The organism is Pedobacter sp. 01N416, assembly GCF_056399685.1.
Map to the genome: position 1 here is coordinate 1 of NZ_JBFTRT010000449.1, position 4320 is coordinate 4320.

The 4320-nt window shown below is 40.6% G+C and carries 4 protein-coding genes; 3 read left to right on the forward strand and 1 reads right to left on the reverse strand.

Features of this window, described 5'->3' with window-relative positions:
* Window positions 1-1471, reverse strand: a 1471-nt coding sequence (locus AC1DND_RS21150) for an AAA domain-containing protein (RefSeq protein ID WP_477584608.1), incomplete at its 3' end; no start/stop codon positions are given.
* A 173-nt stretch (window positions 1472-1644) separates the two neighbouring features.
* Here AC1DND_RS21150 and AC1DND_RS21155 point away from each other — a divergent pair.
* From AC1DND_RS21155 to AC1DND_RS21165, 3 genes are all read left to right on the forward strand, one after another.
* Entirely contained in the window at window positions 1645-1776 is a 132-nt protein-coding gene (locus tag AC1DND_RS21155) for a hypothetical protein (RefSeq protein WP_477584609.1), read from the forward strand.
* A gap of 155 nt (window positions 1777-1931) precedes the next feature.
* Window positions 1932-3983 carry an ATP-dependent nuclease gene (locus tag AC1DND_RS21160; protein ID WP_477584610.1) on the forward strand — a complete coding sequence of 684 codons (2052 nt, stop codon included), beginning with the start codon at window positions 1932-1934 and terminating at the stop codon, window positions 3981-3983.
* Window positions 3974-4320 (forward strand): UvrD-helicase domain-containing protein (locus AC1DND_RS21165; RefSeq protein WP_477584611.1); only part of this gene is annotated, 347 nt, incomplete at its 3' end. The genes AC1DND_RS21160 and AC1DND_RS21165, both read left to right, overlap by 10 nt.

Sequence of the window (4320 nt, forward strand, 5' to 3'; positions counted from 1 at the left end):
GTTTTGGTAGTGCGACATGAAATGCGCTGGCTGATTTGCGGAAGGCCTCAAATTCCCGGATCAAATCGGTAAGTTCTGTTTTGGTCAGTTCGAATTTTACCCGGTAGCCATGGGTATGATCGATCTCCTCTGGATTATTGTATAACGAACCTAAATAATAGCTGAATCTTTTCTCTTCTTTGGAATTGAACCAGAAATTTGATTTGAAAAGGCCTCTGTTCTCCGAGTTGCCCAATGCTACGGCCAGAAGTCCCCAGCTTTCCTTTTCGATCATGGATTTTGTATGAGCGATAAAATATTCAGCTTTGGTAAAGCTGGGATCTATCTTTTCCCGCTGGGGAAGTTCTTTTGATATATTTTCTACAGCTGCATTGTTATTGCTGGCCACAACAATCCCCGCATCCTCAAAAAGCGCGGTTTTTATTGGGAAATGGGTAAGGAAATCCGATTCACGCTGGATGCGTTCCCCTGGCATAAACATCAGAATGTTGTTTCCTTTAATAAGTTTTTGCGCTCGCTGTACAATGACGTCCGCTACTATATCGCTAAGCAATGTTGTCTTACCTGTACCTGGAGGACCGTTAATGCTCATGATTCCACCTTCTTTTAAATCTTCGAGAGCGGTGTTCATCGCGCCCAGTTGCGCTGCATATGCACCGAACTGCGGATTGGAAGGCCATCTTCCCATTGGCATCTTATCAGGATCTATTGTTTTAAAGAATGCATCAGCCTCTTTCAAAAGGTCAGTTCTTCGCTTGGGATCGAGCTCCGGGTTGAGGTAGTTGTTCAGTCCTTTGTTCCATTTTTTTGGATGGTTGATAAGTTGGTTTAGATCATCAAGATAAAAGCTGTTGAGGAAACTGGTGTCCGCATTTTTGATTTTTTTGGATATGATAATGCTCTGGCAATAAATGGTTGGTTCACATTCGAGGTCCTGGATGTTTAAACTTTTGAGTACGCTAATCTCTCTTTCCAACTCCTTCCAGCCGATAAAATGCTGTTGGACTGGCTCATCTGTTTCATCAGAAAGTGGCTTTATACTATGCCTCTCGGTAAAAGCTTCCTGTACTTTTTCCAGCTTTTCCACCACTTTTTCCATTTCTTCTTCATTCTGAAGGCATTTTAATCCATGCAGGTAAGAGGCCTGGAGGTAAGCGCCCTCGTCACTGATCTGCCCGTTTTCTTCTAGGATCAATACAGCCATACATGTATTGCCTGTCACTTTTTCCATCCAGTCCGGTTTTTCTTCTGCTTCACCAGTATGCTCTTCGATGATTTTGACAACGTCGATTTTAAGTTGCTTGCCGAAATATAAGATGTACCTGCGCTTTGCATCCTCTAGTGGTTGCTGGGGTAATGCCCATGGGAGTGGAGTATTTTTCTCAATTAGTTGGATACTGTTCGACAGGTCTGGTAAGTTAAATATTTCTACATCCCGCCAGAATTTGAGTATGTTTTGTTGTGGGTTCAAGAGCGTTTTTTTGAAGGTCAAATTAGTGTTTTTTTCGAAATTGCCTTCATAATATTTTCTTGCGTATTGCTTTTGTTATATTTTTTTCGGTTTTACGGGAAACCGTATCCAATTGCATTCAGGCCTGTTTAGCTTTACCGGATTATATATCTAAACTAAATTCACTAATTACTATGGAAGCAATCAAACCCGGGCCTAAGCCCAAAACAGATGATGGCAAGGATGATAAAAGAAGAAGGGTTCTGCCCGAAACAAAGCCCAAACATCCTGATTTAAAGCCGCACATTCATAAGCCGAAGGATTAAAAAGACCTGCATGGAACCCTTTGTGGTTTGTGCTTAATCAATCCCGAAATATAATCTAACGGTTATTCTTTGTGTTTTTTTATCCGTAATTTCAAAAAGTTATTACTTCAGAAAAAAATATCTAATTTGCTTCTTTCAACCTCTCCATATCAATTATGTATATATCATCAATCCATATCAATGGATTCAGAAATTTTGTATCTACCAATATAGATTTCAATGAAGGTGTCAACGTTCTCATCGGGCACAATAATGCCGGGAAAACCAATCTATTGAAATCTTTATCGCTGATCTTGGATCCCACTGTGTCCAGAAAACTTGAGGTTGATGACTTCAATAAAGAAGTGGACTTATCTGTGTTGAAAAGCCATCCGCCAAAGGTCCAGATAGCTTTGACTATCGATGAAAGCGTAGGGGAGGATCTTACAGGGGATGATCTAGTAACTGTATCGGGCTGGCTGACTAAACTTGAGACGCCATACCGAGCTCAGCTAACCTATGAGTATTTTCTGCCTGCAGGTGAGCACGATGAGTACAGGGCGGCTCTCGCTACAGCCAAAGATTCGAAAGAGGCATGGAATATAATCAAACATGATTTTTTAAGAAAGTTTATCCATAAAACCTATGGTGGGGATCCCAACTTCAAGATTACTGCTGAAAGCGAATCGATCCATAAATTTGATTATCAGTTTTTGAATGCGATCAGGGATGTAGAGCGTGATATGTTTACCGGAAGAAATACGCTTCTCAGGGAGGTTGTAGATTTTTTTATTGATTTTGAGATCAAGAACAATGGTAAGACTTCAGCGGAAAAACTGGCAGAAATCAAAGTTCAGAAAGAAAAGTTTGCTGCAAATGCAAATGTACTTTTGGATCTTTTAAAGGAAAGGATGAAGGATGGAGAAGGTCAGATTCTAAAGTATGCCAATGATACCGGAGCCTCGCATAATGATGCTGAACCTGGGTTCGATGGCAGTATTTCGGAAGTGGAGCTTTATTCGACTCTGCGGCTGATTATCAAATACGGCACAGGTATGGAAATTCCTGCCACACACAATGGGCTGGGTTACAATAATTTAATATTTATGTCTCTTCTGCTTGCAAAGATGCAGATGGATACCAACGGGCAATATCTGGGCAGTAATGCCAAGGTTTTTCCTATACTCGTAATTGAGGAGCCTGAAGCGCATCTTCATCCTTCTATGCAGTATAAGTTTTTAAAGTTCTTAAAGGAAAATGTAAAGAATAAAGCCCGGCAGGTATTTATCACCAGTCATTCGACGCATATAACCTCGGCAGTATCGCTGGATGAGATCATCTGCCTGAGTGTTCTTGATGGGAGCTTAAGGGTTGGATATCCGGGTAAGGTTTTTGCTGCTGATTATGAGGGAAAGAAATCCAAGGCTTTTGTACAACGCTTCCTGGATGCTACAAGATCGGACATGCTATTTGCAAAAAACGTAATCCTGGTCGAAGGAATGGCTGAACAATTGCTGATGTCAACTTTTGCTAAATATAATGCCAAGTCTCTGGAAGATGCCCATGTTACGGTAATTAATATTGGGGGCAGGTATTTTGGACATTTTTTAAAGTTATTTGATACTAACGAGCCTAATACAATTGCAAAGAAATTATCCTGTATCACTGATAGAGATCCTGAGCATAAGTTGCCAGGGGCAGGTCAAAGATTTAAGTACTGCTATCCTTTTGAATACAATTCTCTTGCAGCCAATAGCTATCGGGAAAATTCCTCTGCTAATTTGAGAACCTATTCTACTCATCCTAATATCCGGTTTTTTAGTCAGGATGAAATTAAAGGGAAAACCTTGGAATATGATCTAATCATTTACAATCCCTCATGTAAAATGCTCTTGACCGAAAATATAAGCAATGTTGATGAGCTGAAAAATCTAATGGCGGCTGTAGATAATGGAGATGATATTGCTAAGATTGAGGCAGCAGGAGTGCTGCGTAATAGTGATGAAAACACCAGAATATTAAATTCGCTCAAACTACCGGCTGTTTTATGGACGCCCCGGGAAAAAACGGTGGGATTACTTGCGGCAAGGTATTTAAAGTCGGTTGGGAAAGGACAGAATGCGCTGGAACTTGCAATGGTTCTGGAAGAAAACCTTAACGAGCAGTCTCCTTTGACTTTTGTTGTTCCTCAATATATCACCGAAGCAATTGACTGGGTATGTCCATAAAAACTATAGATTCAAAAACGATAGTCGCTGACTTTGATACTCATATCAAAGTATCGGCTGGGCCTGGTGCAGGCAAGACCGAATGGTTGATTAGGCATATGATCAATGTGCTAAATAAATCTGAAAAACTTGGCATATCAAGAAAAATTGCATGCATAACCTATACTAACATTGGGGTAGAGACGATAGTAAAAAGACTTGGAGATGGTGCGCACCGAGTTGAGGTCTCGACCATTCATGCTTTCCTATATAAACATGTGCTTAAGCCTTATGCACACTTTCTCCCAGAAAGTTATGAACTAGCAGCTGGTAAAATTAAAGGACATGACGACAAAAT

Excerpts from the sequence above, each read along its gene's own strand:
- AC1DND_RS21155 (WP_477584609.1), top strand. The coding sequence starts at position 1,645 with ATGGAAGCAATCAAACCCGGGCCTAAGCCCAAAACAGATGATGGCAAG.
- AC1DND_RS21160 (WP_477584610.1), top strand. The coding sequence starts at position 1,932 with ATGTATATATCATCAATCCATATCAATGGATTCAGAAATTTTGTATCT.